The 24,597-nt window shown below is 47.4% G+C and carries 22 protein-coding genes; 6 read left to right on the top strand and 16 right to left on the bottom strand.

Annotated elements, in window-relative coordinates:
- Positions 1 to 7 precede the first annotated feature (7 nt).
- The 5 genes from ACTQ53_RS04345 to kdsB form a co-directional block, all read right to left on the bottom strand.
- Positions 8 to 2,038 (bottom strand): DUF5686 family protein, encoded by a 2,031-nt coding sequence (locus ACTQ53_RS04345; protein WP_441932194.1) that lies wholly within the window; start codon positions 2,036 to 2,038, stop codon positions 8 to 10.
- Between the two features lie 76 nt (positions 2,039 to 2,114).
- Positions 2,115 to 2,990, bottom strand: coding sequence for a sigma-70 family RNA polymerase sigma factor (locus ACTQ53_RS04340; protein ID WP_217761489.1), 876 nt, complete (start codon positions 2,988 to 2,990; stop codon positions 2,115 to 2,117).
- 94 nt (positions 2,991 to 3,084) lie between these two features.
- Entirely contained in the window at positions 3,085 to 4,767 is a 1,683-nt protein-coding gene (locus ACTQ53_RS04335) for a GH25 family lysozyme (RefSeq protein WP_441932192.1), read from the bottom strand.
- Positions 4,754 to 6,157, bottom strand: a complete 1,404-nt coding sequence (gene tilS, locus ACTQ53_RS04330; RefSeq protein WP_441932191.1) for a tRNA lysidine(34) synthetase TilS — start codon at positions 6,155 to 6,157, stop codon at positions 4,754 to 4,756. The genes ACTQ53_RS04335 and tilS overlap by 14 nt, the downstream gene beginning before the upstream one ends.
- 69 nt (positions 6,158 to 6,226) lie before the next feature.
- Positions 6,227 to 6,973 carry a 3-deoxy-manno-octulosonate cytidylyltransferase gene (gene kdsB, locus ACTQ53_RS04325; protein ID WP_295348237.1) on the bottom strand — a complete coding sequence of 249 codons (747 nt, stop codon included), beginning with the start codon at positions 6,971 to 6,973 and terminating at the stop codon, positions 6,227 to 6,229.
- Between the two features lie 249 nt (positions 6,974 to 7,222).
- Between kdsB and hrpB the strand changes: the two genes are divergently transcribed.
- A complete protein-coding gene (gene hrpB, locus ACTQ53_RS04320; protein WP_441932190.1) occupies positions 7,223 to 9,799 on the top strand; it encodes an ATP-dependent helicase HrpB in 2,577 nt (858 codons plus the stop codon).
- Between the two features lie 113 nt (positions 9,800 to 9,912).
- On the opposite strand, the gene ACTQ53_RS04315 is transcribed toward hrpB, so the two are convergent.
- From ACTQ53_RS04315 to ACTQ53_RS04270, 10 genes are all read right to left on the bottom strand, one after another.
- Positions 9,913 to 10,071: a DUF4295 domain-containing protein gene (locus tag ACTQ53_RS04315; RefSeq protein WP_006849046.1), complete on the bottom strand. Its 159-nt coding sequence runs from the start codon at positions 10,069 to 10,071 to the stop codon at positions 9,913 to 9,915.
- Positions 10,072 to 10,116: 45 nt separating this feature from the next.
- Entirely contained in the window at positions 10,117 to 10,305 is a 189-nt protein-coding gene (gene rpmG / locus ACTQ53_RS04310) for a 50S ribosomal protein L33 (protein WP_006849045.1), read from the bottom strand.
- Positions 10,306 to 10,310: 5 nt separating this feature from the next.
- Positions 10,311 to 10,574 (bottom strand): 50S ribosomal protein L28, encoded by a 264-nt coding sequence (gene rpmB, locus ACTQ53_RS04305; RefSeq protein WP_006849044.1) that lies wholly within the window; start codon positions 10,572 to 10,574, stop codon positions 10,311 to 10,313.
- A 147-nt stretch (positions 10,575 to 10,721) separates the two neighbouring features.
- Positions 10,722 to 11,234, bottom strand: coding sequence for a CinA family protein (locus ACTQ53_RS04300; RefSeq protein WP_294971280.1), 513 nt, complete (start codon positions 11,232 to 11,234; stop codon positions 10,722 to 10,724).
- A gap of 27 nt (positions 11,235 to 11,261) precedes the next feature.
- Entirely contained in the window at positions 11,262 to 12,296 is a 1,035-nt protein-coding gene (gene tsaD / locus ACTQ53_RS04295) for a tRNA (adenosine(37)-N6)-threonylcarbamoyltransferase complex transferase subunit TsaD (protein WP_153126174.1), read from the bottom strand.
- A 27-nt stretch (positions 12,297 to 12,323) separates the two neighbouring features.
- Entirely contained in the window at positions 12,324 to 13,184 is an 861-nt protein-coding gene (gene map / locus ACTQ53_RS04290) for a type I methionyl aminopeptidase (protein WP_441932189.1), read from the bottom strand.
- Positions 13,185 to 13,317: 133 nt separating this feature from the next.
- Positions 13,318 to 13,938, bottom strand: a complete 621-nt coding sequence (locus tag ACTQ53_RS04285) for an HAD family hydrolase (protein ID WP_217761486.1) — start codon at positions 13,936 to 13,938, stop codon at positions 13,318 to 13,320.
- A 32-nt stretch (positions 13,939 to 13,970) separates the two neighbouring features.
- Positions 13,971 to 16,775 (bottom strand): methionine synthase, encoded by a 2,805-nt coding sequence (gene metH, locus ACTQ53_RS04280; protein WP_441932188.1) that lies wholly within the window; start codon positions 16,773 to 16,775, stop codon positions 13,971 to 13,973.
- Positions 16,776 to 16,900: 125 nt separating this feature from the next.
- Entirely contained in the window at positions 16,901 to 17,380 is a 480-nt protein-coding gene (gene smpB, locus ACTQ53_RS04275; protein WP_153126182.1) for an SsrA-binding protein SmpB, read from the bottom strand.
- Between the two features lie 70 nt (positions 17,381 to 17,450).
- The gene (locus tag ACTQ53_RS04270; RefSeq protein ID WP_441932186.1) at positions 17,451 to 17,954 is read right to left on the bottom strand and encodes a DMP19 family protein; all 504 of its coding nucleotides are present in this window, start codon (positions 17,952 to 17,954) and stop codon (positions 17,451 to 17,453) included.
- A gap of 242 nt (positions 17,955 to 18,196) precedes the next feature.
- Between ACTQ53_RS04270 and ACTQ53_RS04265 the strand changes: the two genes are divergently transcribed.
- Together ACTQ53_RS04265 and ACTQ53_RS04260 are read left to right on the top strand one after the other, a co-directional pair.
- Complete coding sequence (locus ACTQ53_RS04265; protein ID WP_006849036.1) at positions 18,197 to 18,898, top strand: iron-sulfur cluster assembly scaffold protein; 702 nt, start codon at positions 18,197 to 18,199, stop codon at positions 18,896 to 18,898.
- Positions 18,899 to 18,913: 15 nt separating this feature from the next.
- Complete coding sequence (locus ACTQ53_RS04260; protein WP_295023261.1) at positions 18,914 to 19,927, top strand: GGGtGRT protein; 1,014 nt, start codon at positions 18,914 to 18,916, stop codon at positions 19,925 to 19,927.
- A gap of 308 nt (positions 19,928 to 20,235) precedes the next feature.
- On the opposite strand, the gene ACTQ53_RS04255 is transcribed toward ACTQ53_RS04260, so the two are convergent.
- Positions 20,236 to 20,439 (bottom strand): hypothetical protein, encoded by a 204-nt coding sequence (locus ACTQ53_RS04255; protein ID WP_441932185.1) that lies wholly within the window; start codon positions 20,437 to 20,439, stop codon positions 20,236 to 20,238.
- Positions 20,440 to 21,359: 920 nt separating this feature from the next.
- Here ACTQ53_RS04255 and ACTQ53_RS04250 point away from each other — a divergent pair.
- The 3 genes from ACTQ53_RS04250 (at position 21,360) to ACTQ53_RS04240 (ending at position 24,491) form a co-directional block, all read left to right on the top strand.
- Positions 21,360 to 21,935 (top strand): HU family DNA-binding protein, encoded by a 576-nt coding sequence (locus ACTQ53_RS04250; RefSeq protein ID WP_441932184.1) that lies wholly within the window; start codon positions 21,360 to 21,362, stop codon positions 21,933 to 21,935.
- A 199-nt stretch (positions 21,936 to 22,134) separates the two neighbouring features.
- Complete coding sequence (locus tag ACTQ53_RS04245) at positions 22,135 to 22,233, top strand: smalltalk protein (RefSeq protein WP_441932183.1); 99 nt, start codon at positions 22,135 to 22,137, stop codon at positions 22,231 to 22,233.
- A gap of 290 nt (positions 22,234 to 22,523) precedes the next feature.
- The gene (locus tag ACTQ53_RS04240) at positions 22,524 to 24,491 is read left to right on the top strand and encodes a KUP/HAK/KT family potassium transporter (RefSeq protein ID WP_441932182.1); all 1,968 of its coding nucleotides are present in this window, start codon (positions 22,524 to 22,526) and stop codon (positions 24,489 to 24,491) included.
- Positions 24,492 to 24,597: the final 106 nt, after the last annotated feature.

Here is a 24,597-nt window from a genome sequence, read left to right as displayed (position 1 = left end):
AAACAGTTTACCAATTTCTGAACAGTTCGAAGCCGAAGCGGCAACCGATACCATCAAATGAAGCATTATGGAATGCTGCGAAGACACCCAAAGTCATCAGTCGGGTAGTAACTCCATATCCTAATTCCGAATAAGGATGCAGATGACGGACAACAAGGGAACTGATGTATAGCCTTTCCTTCTCTATGAATCTTCCTATCAGCGGAACCCATGCCACTGCCAGCATCGGCGCTTCGTATGTAAAATTGGTGCGGGCGTAATAATCGCTGGCATTATACCATTGAGAACTGAGCAGTTCGAACTCTCCGCTCCAGTCATCATTCCAGCCTCCTGGTATGTTATTGTCATGGAAATTTGTGTAGTCTACAAAATCCCAATGATCGCCTTTTTTGGTATAGAAGCCCGTACCCACTCTAAGCGAGTAGGAGCGGCGACGGGAGGAATAGAAAATACTCTGAGCATCCATTTCTACCCGTTCATATTCGATATTGGAGCCAAACAGACCCTTGATACCACGTTCATAGTCCAGAGTGAGAACGGGGCCACGCTTCCCTTTAGGCGACCATTGTATGCCAATGGCTGGGGCGGACGACTTATAGCATGAAGGATAGCCGTGGGATGTATAAAACGTCGGATTTACAGCCAGACGCTTATGGTTAACCAGACCCACTTCAAATGCCAGATGCTGGTTGAAACGCCAATGGTTGGTTATCTTCAGATAATCGTTCTTGAACTCATAATTGCTGATGGTATCTGTCGGTGTATCCATATCAACAAACTTCCGTGCCACCAGATTGGTTGTGATATGGTTACCATTACCCATTTCTGCCTTGAGATAACCTTCATGAAGGTTGTTATATCTAAAGATAAAAGGCAAGCGGAAATAGAAACGATGCTGTCGCATACTATATCCGCCCTTGAATTGCAAACTGAGCAGAAAGTTGTGATCGAAAGCATATTGCGTTCTCAGGTCGAACTTATATACCAATCCCTTGCGTTCAGAGTAGCCCATATAGAGCGGATTAAAGATAGGACTCAGCTTGAAATAGCCCTGATTTTCCTTACCGAAATCTTGAGAAATACGGTTCAGCATATTATCGCCTACCATATCCCAAAGCACATTTTTTACAAAATCATTTTCCTTATGAGCTAAAGTATTCTTGATGTTCTTATTCTTGTAGTAAGATTGATAAAGACTCTCTTCGTCCAGGTTTAATTCCTCCGGTCTCACTCTTGCCATGATAGCCGTATCAGATAATTGCTTGAGCGAATCAGCCTGTAAATCGGGCAAATCATATACCGTAACATACCTTCCAACAATCTTATTGCCAAGGAACCGGAAATTTGCTCTCATATCACATCTTTTTGGAACCAGCGACTTAAAGCCTTCCGCTCCCATCTTCACAGAGATGAAGAAGCGGGTCATATCATATTCACCTTCAAAATCAACCATACTGATTTTTCCGGTCTTGCTGTCAACAATCGCCCTGGTAAGTACCGTCTGCGTATTCCTGATTCTTGGATAAGCGTAAACCTGAGCCATGCCAAAGGGGAGAGGAGTGACCGAATACTTGTAATATATCCGATTGGACCGATGGAAAGGGGAGAGGATGTTCTCCTGAAAGAGATTTTCTTCATACACATTTGGAGTCATGTATCTCAACGCCTGTTCCATCGTTCGACTCCTGTGCGGAATGGTACTGATGCCAAGAATGCGCTTGTTTATCAACTGACCATTAGCATCATGACTCATCCGGTTGTAATACTCGCTGATGAACTTTCTTCCACCTCCGTGAGCCACAGCATACATGGTTGGAACAAGCATGAGCAGGGCATTACGCCGATTTGTACGAAGTTGGAATTTTGTATATGCGCAAGAGGTATGAGCTGCTCTACCTGTAGTATCCACCGTCTGGGCATATCGAAATATCAAATGCATCACCGAATCAGCATAGGCGTCTTTCGGTGACGATCTTCTGGCACAAGCCCAACAAGGCAGCAGCGTGAAGAACAAGAGGCATAATAGATATTTCTTCATACAAATAAAAAAATCGGGAACAGAACAGTCTGTACCCGATTGCAAAGTTAACTATATCTGCGCAAATATCCAAATTTTAACCTAGATATTTTGCAAGAATTTTTATATTTCCGGATTCACGCAACTTTGTAATGCTTTTTTCGCGTATTTGGCGAACACGTTCACGCGTTAATCCCATCTTGTCGCCAATCTCTTCCAAACCCTTTTCGGTTTCTCCGATGCCATAGCATGCACACAGGATTTTGCGTTCTCTTTCCTTCAAGACCTTATCAAGAACAGCTCTCAATTCCTGAGCCATACTTTCATGATCAACGCCTTTGTCTGTACGGCTATCATCACCACTCGACATCACGTCAACCATGGCATTATCGTCATCATCAGATCCGAATGGGGCATCAATACTTACATGATGACCACTCGCCATCATGCTCTGGGCTATCTTGTCTTCGTCAACACCCGTTCTATCTGAAATTTCCTGCACGCTTGGCTTACGCAGATTCTCCTGTTCGAACTTGTTGATTTCCTGATTTACCTTATTCAGTGAACCTACCTGGTTGAGAGGCAGTCTGACGATACGACTCTGTTCAGCTATAGCCTGCAAAATACTCTGACGAACCCACCATACCGCATAGGATATAAACTTAAAACCTCTCGTTTCATCAAATCGTTCAGCCGCCTTGATAAGTCCGATGTTTCCTTCATCAATCAGGTCGGTAAGTGTCAATCCCTGATGCTGGTATTGTTTAGCTACAGACACCACAAAGCGCAGGTTGGCTTCTACCAATCTATTCTTAGCTCTTTCGCCAGCTCTACCTCCCTTACGGATAATCTGAGCCAGTTCTATTTCCTCATCGATAGAAATCATGGGCGCACGACCTATCTCAACAAGATACTTGTCGAGCGCCTCACTATTACGATTTGTTATACTTTTCTGTATCTTAAGTTGTCTCATATCTGCTATATTTTCTTTTAGTTACACCCATTTAAGTGCGAATATAGCAAAAAAATCGATACGTTGTTACTTTTAATAACTTACTTTAACATAATTATTTAACTGTCTCATTCTGAGAGAATTTCATAAAGGCGTCTTTATAGCCATTAAAAACATTGATATCTACCTCGCCTCTGATGCCAGCCACACGTCCATCTGGACAGAGTTGCCAGTAAACAAGATGAATGTCGGGCTTATATTCTCCATACCTTGCTATCCATACCAGATAGTTATGTTTAAGATCCGGAGCCATTGATAGATAGCGGTTTACGAATATCTGACTGATGTAGAGTATCGGCTTGGTACCCGTAGCTCTCTCCACGATTCTTAGCCATGTTCTTACCCGGCTGAAGAGCACACCTGCACCACCCATTTTTCTGATCTGGCTGGGCAGAGGCTCCACATCCAGCACTGGTGGAAAGTCGCCTTTGCGTATATAGCTGTGCTTCAGAAAATAATGCGCCTGCTGGGCTGCTGGCGAAATTGTACTGAAGAAGTGATAACTGCCAACCTTGAATCCATGAGCCTTGGCTGCCAGGTAGTCCTTCCTGTAATAGGGATTCAATAGCGAGGCACCTTCCGTACTCTTGATATAGATGTAACGGATAGGGAAGTTGACTGCTCCTGATACCGTTTTCTTACTCAGTCTGCCCAGATGCGTGATGCGCAGACGGTCCCAGTTGATTGGATATTTCTTTCTTCCTTTTCCATGTTGATATTTGGAGATGTCGATACCATAGATACGCTCGGAAGTATAGACCAGTCGCTCTCCTTTATATCTGTCATTTTTCCATTCACCTACACGAAGTGGCTTTCTTGGAGCGATGCTGAATCCCCAGCCTTGTCGGACTCCATTCTGCCATTCACCTTCATAATAAGTTCCGTCATACGCCTGCCATCTGCCATATCCGTTTGCTTGATAAAGACTGTCAAACGCCCCTTCATAGTAGCCGAGCGAATCCGGTTTCAGCTTATAGTTGATAGAACGGCGAAGGGTTGTTCCATGTGTCTTGGCAAGCGATGAGGCAAGGCGAGGAGAGAGTGCGGCAACACCATCCGGAGTCGTTTCTGAAGTTAACCGGAAGAGATGAAGACCAGCCGTATTCCTGCCGTCCATGGCTTTCAAAAGTTCACAAGATTCGCTTGCCCACTTGCCGTCAGCCTGCCTGAAAAACGCCTTGTAACTTATGCAGCGCACCAGTTTCACATGTCCTTTCTTTCGGATTTGTTTCAGTGAATCAAGCATTTTTCTTGCAGAATCTCGTAAGATGATTTCCCGCTGAGTATAGCCGCTTATTGGGTTATATCCGAGGTCTTGAACGGAGTGAGAATGTAAATAATAATTCAACTCTCCAACCTTCCATTTTGAGTCAGTATATACGCTATCAAGCGAATCAACTTTTTCTTTCAGGAGAGTATCTGCATCCACCTTCTGATAGCAGCTTTTACTGATGCTGCTATTGTATGCAGCAGCCAGTCTGCCCCCACACGAAGGTATGAGAGTCCATCGGTTCATAAAGTTGGCTGCCAGGCTTACCGTATCCTCATCAAAGCATAAGACCAGCTTGCCGTCTTGTCTCAGTTCGTAATGCGAATAAGCCTTGATAGTGGCTCTTGCCGCCATTACTCTCTCTCTGCTGGGATTGAGACAATAATATATCCAATATCCCAGCGCTGCTAATATGACTACCAACAGGGCTCCAGCAATGCTGAAGCCCTTGATTCTATTGTTTTTCATTATTCTGCACAAGTTCTATTTCCAAAATTTTTTGGGTTTGATCTGTTATCTTGCTCCTGTCAGAAGTTCTTTCACCTACCAGCCATACGATTTCGCCCTGGCTGTCGGTAATGACATGTTGCCCCATCTTCTGTACCACATTCCGTTTGCGGTCGGTAAGATAATCGCTTACCAATTTACTTCCTTTCATACCGAAAGGGTAGAACCGGTCCCCCTTTTCGCATAGGCGATAGGTAAGTGGAAAGCTTACTTTATCTGCATCAAGCGTCACCAGCAGACTTCTCTTGCTTGGAGTGAAGTCAGCAGTCCGTGGATAGCAATGAAGTTTTATCTTCAAGCTTTTTCCTAAGTTGTAATTACCTTCTTCCGGCAAGCGGAACGGGCGTTCACTCTGAATGGTATCCAAATCAGCCAAAGCCGTAACCAACAATTGATTTCTATCGATGGCAACCATATAACTGCCATTCTTCCAGAGCTTTCCCACGCCACCGTCCTTGGCAACCAGACTCTCATAAATATCATCAATCACATCACCATGAAAACCATATTTTCCCAGTTCGCTATGAAGCATGAATTCAGGGGAAGAAGCTTTCATAATAGGTTGCTTCTGCAGGCAAATCACATGCTCATCTGCCGATCCTTCATTGCAAGAATCCTTGACAACACCTGCATCAGCTCTATCATGATTCATCAATCCCTCCAGCATCGTTTTCGCCTGCCTCAGATATTTTGCAGTCTGGTCGATGTTCTCCTTGGCAGCCGGATTGATTGTTTCGAGTAATGGAATCACGTGATGGCGGATTCTGTTGCGCAGAGCATCATCCTCCAGATTGGTAGAATCGGTTACATAATCCTGCCCTTGCAACTGGAGATAGTCTAGAATATCCTGACGGCTGATGCAGAGTAGGGGGCGAAGGATGTTTCCATTCTTGGGAGCAATGCCAGCCAGTCCATCCACGCCACTGCCTCTGAGCAGGTTAAGAATAACTGTTTCTACGTTGTCATCCCGGTGATGAGCCACACAGATGCCATCGGCTTCAATATCCTTAGCCAGTTGGGCAAAATATCGATAACGCAGGTCGCGGGCAGCCATCTCGATGCTCACTTTGTGCTGACAGGCGTAAAACTGAGTATCGAAATGAATGCGATGCAACGTTATTCCGAGCCTTTCGCAAAGATTGACGCAGAATTGTTCATCGCGCTCGCTCTCTTCACCACGCAGATGAAAATTGCAATGGGCAGCGCTTACGCTCACTCCCAGTTGTTGCAAGATAAAGAGCAACGCCACGCTGTCGGCTCCACCTGATAGGGCAACTATATATCTGCCACGACTTTTAAAAAGATTGTGGTGGATGATGAATTTCCTGACGATAGACTCTATCTTGTTCATTGCCTTGATACTTTACCTGACTATTTATATACTTGATACTTAACCTATTATATAATAGGTAATATTGTTTTATTCCGCCTGCTCCTTGAGAAATTCCTCTGCTCTCTGCAAGTCTTCCGGGGTATCGATACCTACGGTCTCTACGTCTGTAGTTCCCACCTTAATCTTATAGCCGTTCTGCAACCATCTGAGCTGCTCCAGACTCTCCGCAATCTCCAGCGAACTCTGTGGCAACTGGGTCACTTCTCTGAGCACATCCTTGCGATAGGCATAGATGCCCAGGTGCTTGAGATAAGGGAAATGGCTAAGCCAATCCTTGCGTTCCTTGCCACGAACGTAAGGAATTACACTGCGCGAGAAGTAGAGAGCAAAGCCCTGATTGCTGACAGCAATCTTTGGACTATTTGGATTCTCAACAGCTTCCATCGAGGTGAAAGCCTTGCCCAATGTAGCAATCTGAGTGGTTGGGTCGTCGAAGCAATGACAGATGGTATCCAGCTGACTCTTAGCAACAAAAGGTTCATCTCCCTGAACGTTTACGATAACGTCCCAGTCGCCGCCAATCTTCTCGATAGCTTCTTCGATGCGGTCGGTACCGCTCTTATGGTCGGTGCGGGTCATGACAGCCTTGCCGCCAAATGCTTCAACAGCCTTGAAGATGCGTTCGTCGTCAGTGGCAACGTATGCTTCTTCCAGTACTGCAGCCACTTTTTCATAAACATGCTGTATAACTGGCTTGCCACCCAACATGGCGAGCGGCTTGCCAGGGAAACGCGTAGAGGCGTATCTTGCTGGTATAATTCCTATGAATTTCATAATCTTATTCTCTTTATTTTTATTGTCAACGCTTATATGTTTATTACGAACGCAAAAGTACAATATTATTTTGTATTGACCAAATTATTTTATGCAAATTATACTTTCCGAAAACGTCTATTTATCATAATACACGTTAATATTTCAAGATAGAGATAATATAAAGTAATAAAAAAAACAAAACCAATATGTTATTTACGGATTTCTTTGTACCTTTGCAGAATGTAATTTTAGATTAGTATAAACGATATGAACACTGATAGACTTTTCAGTCAGGCAGGAAATTTGCCTGCATACCAGATTGCCGATGCAGTCAATCAGAAATTGGCGGAATCATCCAATCTCGTCATTACTGCACCACCTGGTGCCGGCAAATCAACCTTGCTGCCACTTACCATTCTCAACGCATGCAATGGCAAGATTCTCATGTTGGAACCGCGCCGGCTGGCTGCTCGTCAGATAGCTGAACGAATGGCCAGTATTTTGGGCGAATCTGTTGGCAAGACGGTTGGCTATCGCGTACGCTTCGAAAATAAGACGTCTAAAGATACTCGCATCGAAGTTCTCACTGAAGGAATCCTCACGCGTATGCTGGTGAATGATCCCACGTTGGATGGCGTCAGCATCGTCATCTTTGACGAATTTCATGAGCGAAGTATCAATTCAGATCTGGCGCTTGCCTTGACCCGACAAGCTCAGGAGATTATCCGACCGGATTTAAAGTTGGTTATCATGTCTGCAACGATTGATACAACCGCCATTTGCCAAACGCTCCGGGCACCACTCATAGAAAGCCAAGGTAAGATGTTTCCGGTAGAAACCGTCTATGCAGCCGATGATGTCAACACATACGATATGGTTCAGGAGATGGTTGCCACGATTGTCAGGGCCCATCACGATCATCAAGGCGATATTCTGGCGTTTCTTCCTGGCCAGGGAGAAATCCTGAAATGCGAAGAAATGTTAAACGGGATAATAGCCAAGGCTGATGATTCTTCTGCTGATAATATGTGGGCAGCCACAACCGTCTATCCGCTTTACGGCAATCTCTCGCCGGAGAAGCAGCGAAGCGCCATTGCTCCCTCACAGGAAGGAAGCCGAAAAATCGTTCTTGCAACCCCTATCGCCGAAACTTCGCTTACTATTGAGGGCGTGAGAATCGTGGTTGATTCCGGACTCTGCAGAAAGCTGGTCTATGATAACCGAACCGGACTCAGCCAGCTGAAGACTGTACGAATCAGCAAGGATATGGCTACCCAGCGAAGAGGTCGTGCCGGACGAGTAGCTGAAGGTATCTGCTACCGTCTCTGGACGCAGACCTCAGAACATCTGATGGAAGATCAGCGCCGTCCGGAAATAGAAGATGCAGATCTCGCTTCAATGGTTCTGGATATTGCTGCCTTTGGAGAAAACAACCCTGAATCCCTACCCTGGTTCACTCAGCCACCTACCGCTAATCTGCTGTCAGCAAAGAGTTTACTCGTTTCTCTCAGAGCCATTCGGGAAGATGGAAGCATCACAGCTCTTGGCAAGGAAATGGCATCCCTACCCTGTCATCCACGCATTGCCCGCATGATGCTGAACAGAAATTCTGCAGCTTTGGCCTGCGATATTGCAGCGCTATTGGAAGAGAAAGACCCGATGAGCGAATCTTCTGATACGGATATCGCCTTAAGAATCTCCATCCTTCGTTCGCAGCGCAGGAAATCGAATCTGGGAAGATGGAACCGCATCGCACAGATTGCGCAGGAATACCGCAGAATGCTTAGAATCAAGGAAGATAATGGAGAGATAGATGCTGAGGAAGTGGGCAGTCTGATAGCCCAGGCTTATCCGGAGCGCATCGCCAGGGCGGTGGATAATATTGGCAATTTTCGCATGGCAAACGGCAATACGGTCTTCATCGACAAGTCTGATGCGATGTCTGCACAGGAATGGATAGCCATCGCTTCGCTCAATTCTGCCAGCTGCAACGAATCTGCATCCGGCAAATCTGTTTCCGGTAAATCTGCTTCCGGTAACGATGCCGGTGGCAAAGGAAAAGTTTTCCTCTGCGCTCCCGTCGCTGTCAGAGACCTGCCATTTACGGAGGTTGAAAACATCTCCTGGGACAGTAAAGCAGGAATGGTGAAGATGCAGATGGAACAACGCATAGGCAAGCTGGTGATTGACAGCAAGCCGATTCAGAATGCGGATAAGCAGCAGATCATCGATATCATCTGTACCGCAGCCAGAAAAGACGGACTCAGCATGTTCGACTGGAACGAAAGCGTACAGCGCCTGCAGCGACGTGTAGCGAAGGTGAGCGAATGGCATCCCGAATTGGAGATACCCGACCTTTCAACAGAAAAACTCCTATCGACCGCTGCCGACTGGCTCCCTTTCTATCTGGAGGATGCAGGGCGCGTGAGGACCAGCATCAGCGAGATGAAGAAAATCAATCTTGAGGAAGCCTTGTGGGCACTCATCCCATACGATGTTCAGCAGGAGATAGAGCGCCTCGCCCCTACCCACCTCCGTGTTCCTTCGGGCAGCAACATCCGCATCGACTACCGCCAGGGCGCAGAAGCCCCTGTTCTGAGTGTGCGTCTGCAGGAATGCTTCGGAATGACAGAGACGCCGACGGTGAATGATGGCAAGCAGCCGCTGCTGATGGAGTTGCTTTCACCTGGATTCAAGCCGGTGCAGTTGACTCAGGATCTCCACAGTTTCTGGGAAGGAACCTACTTCGAAGTGCGCAAGGAGCTCAAGCGCCGATATCCGAAGCATTTCTGGCCTGAGAACCCGCTGGAAAGCGAAGCAGTAAGAGGAGTAAAGAAGAAATAGAAACAAGAATATAGGAAACAAAAAAAAAGGATTGCAAACTTCATGATGAAGAATGCAATCCTTTTTAAATTTTATATCTTCTTCAGATGAACTGAATACTCAATAGCTTGAGATTAGTCCTTGAAGAAATCCTTAACAGCCTCGTTAGGTACCATCTTCTCATCGAAAACATAAGCACCAGTCTTAGGGCTCTTAACCATCTTGATAACCTTTGTATATGCGCGACCATCCATGTTACCTTCGTGGAGGGTAGCGACCGCTTTCTTTGCCATAGTCTATTAAAATTGATAAAATTGTTTATAAACTTGTAAGCTAGCTTACTTAATCTCCTTGTGAAGAGTCATCTTCTTAAGGATTGGGTTGTACTTCATCAACTCAAGACGCTCAGGAGTGTTCTTACGATTCTTAGTAGTCACGTAACGACTTGTACCTGGCATACCACTGTTCTTATGTTCAGTGCACTCGAGGATAACCTGTACTCTATTACCTTTTGCTTTCTTTGCCATGATATTTATTCTCCTATAACTTTAATGTCCTTCCAATCTACATAGCCCTTCTTCACTGCCTGATTAAGTGCAGCGTCAAGACCTACTTTGTTAATAAGACGAAGACCAGCAGCACTGATCTTGAGGCTAATCCAGCAACCCTCCTCTACATAGTAGAATTTCTTGCTGAAGAGGTTAACGTCAAAGCTTCTCTTTGTACGGTGCTTTGAGTGAGACACATTACAACCTAACTGTGCCTTCTTACCTGTAATTTGACAAATCTTAGACATTTCTATCTTTAATTTTCTAATTCGTTAATTATTACCTATTCCAAACAGAGTGCAAAATTACAAAATAATTCGGTAATAACAAAATAATCCCTAAAAGAACGGTGTCTTTTAAGGATTATTAATACTTTATCTGCCAAAATTAGCAATTTATGCCTCTTTTTTCAGTTCTTCTGCATGTTCCTTGAGGAAATCCAGCATGCCCTTAAGCGCTGTATTTGTGGCAATTGCAAGGTTGATGTCCCGTCCGAAATCTTCGGTGAGTTTTACCACGCGAACGTCATCCTTGTTGCCATAACCTACATAGATAGTTCCCACTGGAATGGCTGGAGTACCACCGGTAGGACCAGCGCAACCTGTGGCTGAAATGGCGAAGTCTACATTCAGGGTCTTGATGGTACCCAGCACCATCTCTCTAGCCACTTCCTCGCAAACGGCAGTCTGCTCCTCCAGCACCTCATGGCTCACGCCCAGGAGATTCTCCTTCACCTCGTTGGTATAGCTTACTACGCCACCCTTGAAGTAATTGCTGGCACCTGGTACTGAGATGATTGCCTCGGCGATACGACCACCTGTGCAGCTCTCTGCTGTACCCACTGTCTTGTCACTGTTGTAGAGCATCTCCTGAATGCCCTTACTCAATATCTTTGTTTCAAATTCCATTCTAAATACAAATATATAATGTATAACTTACTTAAACGTTACTTTTGAATAAGCCGGCAAATCGATGGTAGCGAACTCACCGTCACGATACTTGAAAGTGCCCACGCAGCCAATCATCGCCGCATTATCGGTGGTATAGCTGAACTTAGGGATATAGATGGTCCAGCCAAAGCGCTTGGCATGATCGCGGAAGGCATTGCGGAGACCGTTGTTGGCACTTACGCCACCAGCCACAGCCACATGCTTGATGCCCGTCTGCTTCACAGCCATGCGGAGCTTCTTCATCAGGATATCCACGATGGTAAACTCGATGCTTGCAGCCAGGTCGAACTTGTTCTTCTCTACGAAGTCAGGATCCGCAGCCACCCACTTGCGCAGACTGTAGAGGAAACTGGTCTTGAAGCCGGAGAAACTGTAGTTCAAGCCAGGGATGTGAGGTTCAGAGAAGCTGAAAGCCTTCGGATTACCCTGGCGGGCATACTTGTCTACGATAGGACCACCCGGATAGCCCCACTCCAGCACCTTGGCACACTTGTCGATAGCCTCGCCAGCCGCATCATCGATGGTCTGTCCGAGCACTTCCATGTCGTTGTAGGCGTTCACCTTCACAATCTGCGAATTTCCACCGCTCACGAGGAGGCAGATGAATGGGAATGGAGGAGCACTCTGGTCGTCATCGCTCTCCTTGATGAAATGCGCCATCACATGACCCTGCAGGTGGTTCACGTCAATCATTGGAATATTGAGCGAACGGGCGAAACCCTTGGCAAAGCTCACACCCACGAGGAGCGAACCCATCAATCCCGGACCACGGGTGAAGGCTACGGCAGAAAGATCTTCCTTCGTGATGCCGGCACGGGCGATGGCCTGGTCTACGACAGGAACCACATTCTGCTGATGAGCGCGTGAAGCCAGCTCAGGTACCACACCGCCGTAAGCTCTGTGAACTTCCTGGGAAGCGGTCACATTGCTCAGCAATACTCCGTTCTTGAGCACTGCGGCAGAGGTATCGTCGCAGCTGCTCTCTATACCTAATATATATATATCCTTTTTTTCTTCCATAATTCTATCGGGCTCATGCCCCTTGTTTTAATGTGTAAGAATCTCCACACCGGTCTCTGTCATCACGAGGGTATGCTCCCACTGTGCAGATGGTTTCTCGTCACCGGTGATAACCTCCCATCCGTATGGATCGTCAGCATCGATGAACACCTGCCAGGTTCCCATATTGATCATTGGCTCAATAGTGAATACCATACCTGGAACAAGCAGCATGCCGGTACCGCGATGACCATAGTGGAGCACTTCAGGTTCCTCATGGAACTTGCAACCTACACCGTGACCGCAAAGATCACGAACCACGCCATAACCATACTTCCTGCAATGCTTCTCGATGGCATGGCCGATGTCGCCTACGAAGCTGTAAGGCTTGGCAGCCTCCATACCAATCTCCAGACACTCCTTAGCCACGCGCACCAGCTGCTCCTTCTCAGGAGTAGTCTTGCCGCCTACGATAAACATACGGCTGGCATCAGCATAGTAACCGTCCACGATGGTAGTCATGTCCACATTGATGATGTCGCCCTCTTCGAGCACATCCTCTTCCTTAGGAATACCATGGCAAACCACCTCGTTGATAGAAGTACATACGCTCTTAGGATAGCCTTCATAGTTGAGGCAGGCAGGAATCGCATCATGATCCTTGCAGTACTGCATGCAAAGGTCATCGATTTCCTGTGTATTGATACCCGGACGGATGATCTCGGCTACAGCGTCGAGACAACCGGTATTGACGACACCGCTCTTGCGGATGCCCTCAATCTGCTCAGGAGTCTTAATCAAGTCACGGGTAGGAACCAGCTTACCCTTATTTTCCCAAAACATCACCTGCTTGTCGAGCTCAGTAAGAGGCTGTCCAGGCAAGCAATGCCATCTCTTTTTCTTAACCATTGTCTTGTTATTTTAAATTTGCGAATGCAAAAGTACATCATTTATTGCAGAATGCAAAATAAAATGGTAATTATTTGCAATCGGACTGCAAATAATCACCATAAACTGTTACATCAATTCGATACCCAAAACGTTACTTCAGATAATCGTAGATCTTGTCGCACCAGTCTTCCCCGTTCTGCGGACAATAGGTGAACAAGCCCAGTTCCGAGGCAGCGCAGCAGTTACGTGGACCGTCATCGATGAAGAGACATTCCTCGGGCATCGTCTTCTCCTGCCCCAGCACATAGCGGAAGAAGTTCTCGTCCGGCTTCATGTATTTCACCTCATAGCTGCGATACATCGCATCAAAATAGTCACCGATAGGATGACCGTCGCCGGAGAACGCCTCGCTGTCTACCCAAGCCGATACGTAGGGATTGGTATTGCTGAGGAGCACCACGCGATAGCCCTGCTCCTTCAGTTTTCTGAGCGCCATGAGATTGCGGGCTGGCACCTCTTTCATATAGCCCAGCCAGCAGTGCTGCAGCTCTTCGAAGCTCACCTCTCTGCCCAGCTTTTCGCTCACCATCCGGCGATATTCTTCTTCAGAGATTTTTCCCTCTTCCAGCTGGCCGTTCAAGCCCACCTGCTTGTAGGGGTCCATCTTCTCGGCAAACTCCTTCATTCCCAACTCAACAAAACGTTTGCCTGCCTTATTCTCGTCGAGGGTGATGATAACGCCACCCATATCAAAAATAACTGTCTTGATCATAATTATCCTAAAAACATTTGTATTCTTATCTTTTAGAACAGCTCCAGCTTGTTCTTTCTTGCTTCTTCAAGCGATGCTATCTTGGCCTGCTGCTCGTGATATTCGTTGCGGAGGCGCTCATAGCGCTCATCCAGCTCTGCCACGAACTTAGGGCATTCGGTCTCGTTGAGGAAACGGGTGCAGATGCCGGCATTGAGCGAAGCATCCTTCACCCAGATAACCGGACCGTCGTAAACCGGGGCTATCTTCAGCGCCACATGAAGCTCGCTCGTCGTGGCTCCACCCACCATGATAGGGATACGAAGCCCCGCCTTCTGCATTTCCTTCGCCACATGAACCATCTCCTCGAGCGATGGCGTAATCAGGCCGCTCAGTCCTATGGCATCCACCTTTTCCTCTATCGCCTTCTTCACGATCTGTTCTGCAGGAACCATGACGCCCAGGTCGATGATTTCGAAGTTGTTGCACGACATCACCACGCATACGATGTTCTTGCCGATGTCGTGGACGTCGCCCTTCACCGTAGCCATCAGTATCTTGCCAGCCGAGGTGCTGCCACCCTGTTTCTCTGCCTCGATATGAGGCTGGAGGATAGAAACCGCCGATTTCATCGTACGTGCGGTCTTCACAACCTGAGGCAGGAACATTTCGCCCCTGCCGAAGAGTTCGCCAACAAGGTTCATACCGTCCATCAGCGGACCCTCGATAACGTTCACGGCATGCGGATATTTCTGCAGAGCCTCGTCGATATCCGGCTGCAGGAACTCGGTGATGCCCTTCTGCAGCGCATACTTCAACCGCTCTTCTACAGGCTGTTTTCTCCATTCCGGAGCCGCCGGTTTCTTCACCGGAGCACCGCCAGCCTTGGCAGCTGCCTTGGCAGCATCTGCCTTCGCCTTGATTTCGGCAGCCAGCTCGATAAGGTCATCGGCAGCACCCTTTCTGCGGTTCAGCACCACGTCCTCGATGAGTTCAAGCTGTTCTTTAGGTATCTTGTCATAATCCATTCTGGCTTTGGCATTTACGATACCGAAGTCCATGCCCACTTTCTGGGCGTGATGCAGGAAGACGCAATGGATGGCTTCACGGATATAGGTATTGCCACGGAACGAGAACGAGAGGTTGCTGACTCCACCGCTCACGTGGGCCCCAGGCAGATTCTGATGAATCCACTCGGTGGCACGGATGAATTCCACGGCATAGTTGTCGTGTTCCTCCATACCCGTAGCGATGGCGAGTACGTTAGGGTCAAAGATGATGTCGAGCGGATTCATGCCCAGCTTGTCCACCAGCAGTCGGTAAGCACGCTCGGCTATCTCGATGCGGCGCTCAAAGGTAGTTGCCTGACCCACTTCATCGAAGCACATCACCACCACGGCAGCGCCATATCGCATCACGTCCCTGGCATGCGAGAGAAATACCTCCTCACCCTCCTTCAGCGAGATGGAATTGACGATGCACTTGCCCTGACAGCATTTCAGTCCAGCCAGGATCACCTCCCATTTAGAGGAGTCAATCATCACCGGAACCTTGGCTATCTCCGGCTCAGCCGCTATCATATTGAGGAAGTTCACCATCTCAGCCTTCGCATCCAGCAGTCCGTCGTCCATATTGACGTCTACCACGGCAGCTCCGTCAGCCACCTGCTTGCGTGCGATACCGATGGCTTCCTCATAACCTTTTTCATTAATCAAACGCAGGAACTTCCTGCTACCAGCCACGTTACAGCGCTCACCCACGTTCACGAACCTGCTGGCGTCCACCGGCAGATGAACGGAGTCATCCACCTGCAGGAGGTCCAGTCCCGAGAGCCACATATACTTAGGCTTCTCCACCACCTGATGCGGCTTCTTTCCTTCAGCCAACCGGGCATAATGAGCGATGAATTCGGGACTTGTGCCACAGCAGCCGCCGATGATGTTCACGATGCCTTCATCGATGAATTCGGCGATTTTCGGAGCCATCGACTCAGCCGTCTCGTCATATTCGCCCATTTCGTTAGGCAGGCCGGCATTAGGATGGGCACTGATATAATAAGGTGCCACCTTGGCAAGATGCTCGATAAACGGCTTCATCTGAGACGCACCGAAGGCGCAGTTCATGCCCACGGAGAAGATAGGATAAGGCGAGAGCGAGGCTAGGAAAGCATCCACCGTCTGACCGCTCAGGGTTCTTCCAGCCAGGTCGCTCACCGTCAGACTGATCATGATAGGCAGCTCCACCCCATGCTTCTTCATCATGGTGATGGCAGCATCAATCATCGCCTTGCAGTTGAGCGTATCAAAGATGGTTTCGATGAGAATCACGTCCGCGCCACCCTCTATGAGACCATCCACCTGTTCGCAGACATCGGTGAAGAGTTCATCGTATGTAATCTCGCGGGCGGCAGGGTTGCTGACGTCCGGACTCATGGAGCAAGTCTTGTTGGTTGGTCCCACGTCTCCGGCAACGAAGCGTGGCTTGTCGGGTGTAGAAAACTTATCACATTCGATGCGCGCCAGTCGTGCGCCCTCGAACGCCATCTCGCGGGCGCAGTCTTCCAGGTGATAATCCGCCTGCGAGATGCGCTGGCACGAGAAGGTATTGGCTGTGATGATATCGGCGCCAGCCTCCAGGTAGCGTCGGTAGATGTCCGAGATGACATCAGGTCGGGTGATGTTGAGCATGTCGTTGTTGCCCTTCATCATTCCCGGTACATCACGGAACCGCTCACCTCGGAAGTCATCCTCGGTCAGATTATATTTCTGAATCTCCGTACCCATGGCACCGTCAAGAATCAGAATCTTCTTTTCACATTGAGCTTTGAACTTTGAACTTTGAACTTTATGATTTGTCATATTATCCTAAAAACTTAAATAATGAAGAGTATTTAAACATCGAGAAAAGAACCGCCCGAAATGACTAACATCATTAAAAGATGCATTTCATAAAGTTCAACGTTCAAATCTCAACGTTCAAAGTCTTAAAAGTGCTTAATGGCTCTATCCATTTCTCTTCTGTCCTCTTTCTCCTTCAGAGTCTGACGCTTGTCATACTCCTTCTTACCCTTACAGAGGGCGATATCCACCTTGGCACGGCCCTTGTCATCGATGAAGATGAGCGTAGGGACGATGGTGAAGCCCGGCTGCTTGCTGTCCTCTTCCAGTCGGCGCAGTTCGCGCTTGGTAAGGAGCAGCTTGCGGTCTCTGCGCGCCTCGTGGTTGCCGAACGAGCCGTAGAAGTAGGGAGAGATGTTCATTCCCTTCACCCAGAGCTCGCCCTGATAGAAATCGCAGTAACAGTCTACCAGCGATGCCTTACCACCGCGGATAGACTTAATCTCAGTACCCGTGAGCACGATGCCCGCGGTATAGGTGTCAACGAAGAAGTATTCGAACGAAGCCTTCTTGTTGCGTATCTGTATCGGACTCTTCTTTCGGAGTTCCTGTTCTTGCTTGTTCATATATATATAATAATGTATAATTTATAATGAATAATGAATAATTAAAAAGTAATCATTAAACACTAAACAATTAAACTATCGTTCCGAAGTTCTCGATATGCTCATCGATGTAGAACGCCACCCTGCTGGTCCATTCCTCCTCATTTTCAACGAATTCATCGTCGAAATCATCAAATTCCGGAAACTTCTCGTAGAGCGCCATGAATTCCTCATCGCTCATCTCGCCCTCGATGTCCTCATGATGGCTCTTATATAGGAAATGGCTCTTCTTGATGAGCTTCGACAGCTCCACCAGCCCCCAGTTGCGGAACGCCTTGTCCGTAGGATTCTTCCATAGGAAGGCGCCATAGCCGTTGTGGATGAGCTGTATCATGCCCCCATCCATCATCTCCTCATGCAGGGTGTCCCACGCCAGGAGCGTAATCTGGTCGCTGTTCAGCTCAGCCATGTTCTGGGCAGTAAGCTCCCCGCCTATCGCCTCCCGGATGGCATCTACAAACGCCGTCACAAAATCGTCCATGCCCGCTTCGGCAGCCTGCTGAAGCACGGCATCCTTTATCTTAACTTCGATCATAATCTACAAAAATTGCTATTTTTGGTTTGCAAAGATACATGAAATTGTGCATAAACCCAAGAAAAAATCTAAATATTAGGTTAAAGAGTTAAAAAGAATACTCATTTTTAGGTATTTTCCGGATTTTTTTTGTACTTTTGTGGTCGGAAATCATGTCGTAAGACAGATGTTTCAGCAAACAAAGTGAAATTACTATAAGGATTTATACTTATATATATTCATTAATATAAAATTTAGCGAATATGATCTATTCTAAAGAAGTAGACAACATGTGCGTTGTCGCTAAGGGTCCTAACCACGGACCAGCTCCAATTCCTGAAGAGGGAAAATGGATTCAGGCAAAAGAGATCAAAGACATCTCTGGTTATACTCACGGTGTGGGTTGGTGTGCTCCTCAGCAGGGTGCTTGCAAGCTCTCTTTGAACATCAAGGAAGGCGTTATCCAGGAAGCTCTTGTTGAGACCATCGGTTGTACTGGTATGACTCACTCAGCTGCTATGGCTTCTGAGATTCTCCCAGGCAAGACTATTCTTGAGGCTTTGAACACTGACCTCGTTTGCGATGCTATCAATACAGCTATGCGCGAGCTCTTCCTCCAGATTGTTTACGGTCGTAGCCAGAGCGCTTTCTCTGAGGGCGGTCTCGTTATCGGTGCAGGTCTTGAGGACTTGGGTAAGGGTCTTCGTTCACAGACAGGTACTCTCTATGGTACTGTAGCTAAGGGTACACGTTACCTCGAGTTGACAGAGGGTTACATCACAAAGCAGTTCCTCGACAAGGACAGCCAGGTTTGTGGTTACGAGTATGTTCACCTCGGCAAGATGATGGAAGCTATCAAGAACGGTATGGACGCTAACGAGGCTGTCAAGAAGTTCACAGGTAGCTACGGTCGTACGACTGCTGAGCAGGGTGTTGTTAAAGCTATTGATCCACGTAAAGAATAATAAGGAGATACAGATATGATTAGAAAAGTAAGTTACGAAAGTCAGGAACGTCGCGAGAAGCAGGTTCTTGCTGCTCTTAATGCTAACGGTATTCAGAGCTTGGAAGAGGCTAATCAAATCTGCGAGGACGCAGGTGTTGACCCTTATCAGATGTGTGAAGATACTCAGCGTATCTGCTTCGAGAACGCTAAGTGGGCGTATGTAGCTGGTGCTGCTATCGCTATCAAGAAAGGTGTTAAGACTGCTGCTGATGCAGCTGAGGCTATCGGTATCGGTTTGCAGGCTTTCTGCATCCCTGGTTCTGTAGCTGACGACCGCAAGGTTGGTCTCGGTCACGGTAACTTGGCTGCTCGTTTGCTCCGTGAGGAGACTCAGTGCTTCGCTTTCTTGGCTGGTCACGAGTCTTTCGCTGCTGCTGAGGGTGCTATCAAGATTGCTGAGATGGCTAACAAGGTTCGCAAGAACCCATTGCGCGTTATCTTGAACGGTCTTGGTAAGGATGCTGCTCAGATCATCAGCCGCATCAACGGTTTCACATACGTTCAGACAAAGTTTGATTACTACACAGGTGAGTTGAAGGTTGTTAACCGCATCGCTTACAGCGACGGTCCACGTGCTAAGGTTAACTGCTACGGCGCTGACGACGTTCGCGAGGGTGTTGCTATCAACTGGAGCGAGGATGTAGACGTATCTATCACTGGTAACTCTACCAATCCTACACGTTTCCAGCACCCAGTAGCTGGTACATACAAGAAGGAGCGTGTGGCTGCTGGTAAGCCATACTTCTCAGTAGCTTCTGGTGGTGGTACAGGTCGTACATTGCACCCAGATAACATGGCTGCAGGTCCTGCTTCTTACGGTATGACTGATACAATGGGTCGTATGCACTCAGACGCTCAGTTCGCAGGTTCTTCTTCAGTTCCTGCTCACGTAGAGATGATGGGCTTCCTCGGTATGGGTAACAACCCTATGGTAGGTGCTACAGTAGCTATCGCTGTAGCTATCGACCTCGCTATCAACAAGAAGTAATTTTCTTTGAGATAACAAACAGATAAGTATAAATGTTGAGGGTGTGTCATTCTGAATGGTACACCCTCCTTTTGTTTGCTATCACCAGATAATCTTTTCTAGATTATCGTGATCCAGATACTTTCGCCTCTGTCGCGAGCCGCTTCCATGACGTTGATGAGTTGATGCTGTCAGATGCGGGAGTCCACCACCATGCCCTCGAAATTCGGCACGCCCAACAGATAGAGTCTGCCTATGTATAAGTTCTTTTTTAGCTATACGCTTTAATACTATTTCCATTAGTCTGAATGTTAAGTGTTTCCAAACCATTAAACGCTAAAAACTCTCAGGTCGAGTCCGTCGGAACGAAATAACAGCTTCTTAAAACTGAATAACTGAATACTGAACACCTTTCCACCTTGCTTTCCGTCAGCTCCGTCGACATTTTCGTCCTGCAGACGCACCATCTCAGCCTGGGTATAGGTGAGCTGTCCTTGTCCTCCATCACAGGCTGGATAAAATCCTTGACCCACTTGCAAAACAACTTACGCTCACGATTTTTCTTAATGTTAAAGGGTTGGACTGCGAGATATTCGCCAAATTTCTGTTTCAGGAACGGCACCGGATTCCTATAAACAAAAAACGCCCGCAACCAGACTTTAGTTGTCTGACTACGGGTGCAAAGATACGAATATATTTTTATATTTACCTAGTACGTACTACGTACGCGTACTAGTACTACCTTCAGTAAAGGGGATATTTCATCCAGGAATTTTCTCGTCATCTTCTGCTCCATTCCTCTATTATACTTCCCCTTATGCTGCCTTGATACCCAGGGCGTATGGTACCTAAAAGGTTATTCAGTATTCAGTTATTCAGTTTTTTTCGCGATAGTAACCCTTTTTGTAGTTATAAATTGTAAGTAATTATTTTATATTATATATATATATTTATATATATATATAATATACTATCTATACAGAGAATTGTAACAACAGCGAAAAAACTGAATAACTGAATACTGAATACGTTTCCCGAAAACGGGTATTACTTTGCAATATGCTGATTTATATGGTAAAACATAGTTTTCTGTGCCACAAAACATAGAGATGCGCCCCACAAAACATAGAGTTTGATTTCTTTAACTAAGTTTCAAATCGTAAGTTGCTGAAAATCGCTCCTTATCACATGCAAAAATTTGGTAGATACAGAAAATCTTCGTATCTTTGCATTGTCATTAGAAGAAAGGCTGCACTCGGCATAGTTCAAGCAAGCTTGACTCTGCGCTCGTTTGCACTTTCTTTGCACCGTTGTTAAGAGATGACTGCTCCACTGTTGAAAGACAGGCGAAATGCAGGTATATGACAACTGCATGGACGTTCTGAGGGATAGGCGCCAGCCCGATGAACGAACTGAAAACTGAATTATTAACCCCTTTAAAAATTAATTGATTATGGGACTTGGAACTAGTAAGTATCGTAAAGTAATGCGTACCCCACAAAGTGGTGAGAACGCTGGTAAGAAACTCTGGTATGCTACTGCAGTGAGCGACCGAGAGATGAACTTCGAGGACTTCGTAACTCACATCTCTGAACACAATTCGCCTTACAGCCGAGGCACCATCCACGGAGTGCTGATGGATACCCTCGACTGCCTGAAGGAGCTGATTCTCGACGGCAAGAGCGTGAGACTCTCAGACCTCGGCCTGTTCTCCATCGGTATGACCTCGCGCGGTGAGGAAACCAGAGAGAAGGTGACGGCTGCAAGCGTGCAGGGGGTTCACCTGATTGTGAGAAATACCAAGAACTGGAGTAATGCCGAGCTCAAGAAGCTCACCAAGATCGTGGCATACGATGAGTATGTTGCCGGCGAAGGAGGCGGAACCTCCGGTACTCCTGGCGGAGGCTCAGGCTCCGGTGATACCACTCAGGGTGGCGGCGGCACTCAAGAGGGCGGCGGCTCTCAGGAAGGCGGCGGAACCCAGGAAGGCGGTGGCGGTAACACCGATAGTGGTGACGTAGGCTTCTAGGCATAGCCCCTTCGGGGGCTTTGCTCAGGTACTGAAACTGAATTAATCACTAATAAATTCGAGTTTCGCAAGTGAGGGAATTGATTGAAGTTAAAGAAGTTATCACTCCCTACGGTCGTTCCTTCTAACTTCCCTAACTTCACTTAACTTCCCCATATGCGAAAGTTCAGTTAATCACTAATAAATAATCACTAATGAAATGAAAATGAAGCGTGAAACTTGGAAGACAATCATTCAGATCTTGTTGTCAATCGTAACGGCAGTAGCCGCATCGCTCGGAGTAACGAGCTGCATGTAATAGCAGTAATGTGCTGCATGTAATAGCAGTAACGATCTGCATGTAAATTTAGGTCCTTAATATCCTCTCCATTCTGAAAGCCGGCTGATTTTAGGCTCATCACTAAAAATCAGCCGGTTTTGTATTTTCCTGACGGGGGTACATGTGATAACCTTCATCAGATGTTAAATTGGATAATTCTTGTTAAATAAATCGATTATTATCTCGCATGGCTATACCTTTGCACCAAAATTTATAATCAAAAGGATAATATTTTAAAGGATAATATTTTAAAAAAAAAGAGAAGTAACATGAGTGAAAAAACAGTAAGTTCAGTAGCCTGCAACACGCATCGGGTAGGCTTCCTTGGGCTGCTCGTCACACTGGGCATCGTGTTCGGAGACATCGGAACATCACCCCTCTATGTGATGAAGGCCATCCTGCATACAGGCGAAACCATCAGCGAAAGCACCATCCTGGGTGCACTGTCCTGCATCATCTGGACACTCACCCTGCAGACCACCATCAAATACGTATGCGTGGCGCTGCGCGCCGACAACAATGGCGAAGGTGGCATCCTCGCCCTCTACGCCCTGCTGCGCAAGATGAAGAGAAAGTGGATTTACATTCTTGCCATCATCGGAGCAAGTACACTGCTGGCTGATGGAATCATCACCCCTGCCATCACCGTGACCACAGCCATCGAAGGACTCGAAAGCATCAGTCCCCACCTGCCAGTCATCCCCATCACACTGGGCATCATCACCATCATCTTCTTTGTGCAACGCTTTGGCACAGAGAGCATTGGCAAGTCGTTTGGTGTCTTCATGCTGCTATGGTTCCTGCTGCTGGGCGTAACGGGAGCGTTCAGCATCACCTCTTATCCCTTGATACTGAAGGCGTTCAACCCCTATTATGCAGCCATGCTTCTGGCAAGATCGCCGGAGTGGTTCCTGATTCTGGGCGCCGTATTTCTCTGTACCACCGGTGCCGAGGCTCTCTATTCCGACCTGGGTCATTGCGGCAGGAAGAATATCGCCATCAGCTGGGGCTTTGTGAAGACCATGCTCATTCTCAACTATCTGGGTCAGGGTGCGTGGGTGCTCAATCATGTGGATACATCAATGGCCGTGAATCCGTTCTTTGCCATCATGCCGCAGAGCATGCTGTTCTTCGCCATCATCATGGCCACGGGTGCGGCAATCGTGGCGAGCCAGGCACTCATCAGCGGAACCTTCTCCATACTGAGCGAAGCCATGAACCTTCACTTCTGGCCGCGCATGCGAATCAAGCATCCTACCCATTTAAAGGGGCAGCTCTATATTCCGATGATCAACCTCGCCATGTACATCGGCGTGGTGTTCATCATCCTGCTCTTCCGCGACTCCTCGCACATGGAGGCAGCCTACGGTCTCGCCATCACCATCACCATGCTGATGACCACCCTGCTGCTCGGTTTCTACCTCCACAGCAGGGGCGTGGCGCGGATTTTCACAATGCTGTTTATGGGCGCTTACTGCACCATCGAAGCCATCTTCCTGGCAGCCAATCTGTCAAAATTCCTCGCAGGAGGATGGTGTACGATGCTCATAGGCGGAATCCTCTTCCTGATGATGTATGTGTGGGTGAGAGCCATGAAGATACGCCGACATTATATCAGCACCAAGCCACTGAATGATTATTATCAGATTATCTCCGACATCAAGGCCGATGAGAGCATTCCCAAGTACGCTTCCAATCTGGTTTATGTAAACCACGCCAGCAAGGAAGGCACCGTAGACGACAAGCTGCTCTACTCCATCATCAACAAGCAGCCGAAACGTGCAGACCATTACTGGCTTATCAACATGGAGTTTGTTGACACACCTGATACGCTGGAGTACAACTGCGAGACCCTGATTCCCGACACCCTCTACAGCGTGACGATGCACATTGGCTTCCGCATAGAGCCTAGGGTGAGCCTCTATCTGCGCCAGGTGGTGGAAGATCTTGTGGCAAGCAGGAAGGTAGATTTGAGAAGCACCTATCCATCGCTGCGCAAGAACGGCATTCCGGGCGATTTCCGTTTCATCATCATCCACCGCGTTTATTACCCTGAGAGCTCAGATAATCGTCAACAGAATTTACTGATGAGCATCTACGCCATTATCAGCAAGATTGGCATCGACGAGCCTAAGGCTTTGGGGCTGGATACTTCCATGGTGGTGGTAGAACGGGTGCCGCTCATCATCAGCCAGCGCACCGGAAGCATCAGGCGCATCGCCCAGATTGAGGAGTAACAGGAAGATTTTCCGAAACAAAAAAATCTGCCAGATGATTACTTTTCGGATTATTATTTGTATCTTTGCACCGGAATTGCGCAAAGCAAGGTTGAAAGATAATAAA

The organism is Prevotella sp. Sow4_E9_plate (assembly GCF_052116205.1).
GTDB lineage: Bacteria > Bacteroidota > Bacteroidia > Bacteroidales > Bacteroidaceae > Prevotella.
The sequence above is the reverse complement of the archived record's forward strand: the minus strand, read 5'-3'. Positions and strand labels throughout refer to the sequence as shown.